1 protein-coding gene is annotated in these 1,112 nt (G+C 30.1%); it reads left to right on the top strand.

The window, feature by feature from the left end; translation table 11 throughout:
• Positions 1-998 (top strand): ATP-binding protein (locus BBROOKSOX_RS11420; protein WP_180324043.1); only part of this gene is annotated, 998 nt, incomplete at its 5' end.
• Positions 999-1,112: the final 114 nt, after the last annotated feature.

Raw genomic sequence — 1,112 nt, 5'->3', positions numbered from 1 at the left:
ACTATAAAAAAGTCTGTATTTTTATGGGTGCTAATGCCTCTGGAAAAACTTCGTTAGGTAGAATGATGTGTAAAATTAATAATTATTTAGCGGGTAGACCAGTGGAAGATACCCCATCAAAAATCTGCGATAAAGATAGCAACGCCAGTTTTGAAGTTACTTATATTACACCAGAGACTAAAGAAATACACCAATTAAAAGCTGAATTTGATAAGAATGGATTGTTTTTTGAAAGTTATCAATCTTGTGGGTTGAATAAAACAGATAACCTTAAAAAAACATTGGCAAAAGTTAGCGCCTTAGAGCCAAAATCAAATTATAGCCAAGAAAGCAATTATGGTATTGAAAAGCCTGGATTTAAATCAGTTGCTTATTTAACTGGACATCAGATAGGTGGTGAAACCCACAAGTGGAGTTATATGTTTAGCGCATCCAACACTTCGACAGAGTTAGATATCAATGTTAATGTAAGTTTATTAAAAGAGTTGTTAATGACTTTTGATCCGTCAATATTTGATGTTGTGGAAATGCCTGAAGAGCTGAATAAAAATACTTATATTGTTAAATTTTCTAATGGCGATAATATTATTGTTGATAATGGAAGAATTCTTGATGAAGAAAGATTTTCAAGGGGCACATTAGAGTCTATAGAAGTTGCTAATTTTATTAGTTTTTTAATAGGAAATGATAATGCAACATTGTTTTTAGATGAAAAGATGGCACATTCTCATTCCGAACTTGAAATATCTATGTTAAATTTAATGGTTGAGAAGTTAAAGGGGGATTCTCAACTGTTTTATACCTCACATAATTATGATGTTCTAGAAATGAATTTACCGTCTCATAGTTATGTTTTTATGAAAAAAGATGAGTTTGTAGAAGTGATGCATCCTGAAAAGCTAGGTTATACAAAAAATGATAGAAGTCTATTTGGATTTGTTAAAAATGATGTATTTGGAACTCTACCAGATACTACAAAAATAGAAGAGTTGTTGTAATGAGTAGAAAACAGGTTTTTTATTTTTATGAAGGTGAAACGGAAAAGAAGTTATTGGAGTTTTTAAAAAATACAAAAAAAATAAGTTCAGGTAAGGTTAGAAAATTCAATCTTT

It is taken from the genome of bacterium endosymbiont of Bathymodiolus sp. 5 South (genome assembly GCF_900128535.1).
In the GTDB taxonomy this organism is placed as follows: domain Bacteria; phylum Pseudomonadota; class Gammaproteobacteria; order PS1; family Pseudothioglobaceae; genus Thiodubiliella.
Note: the sequence above shows the minus strand (reverse complement) of the source record. Positions and strands in the feature narration are given on the sequence as shown.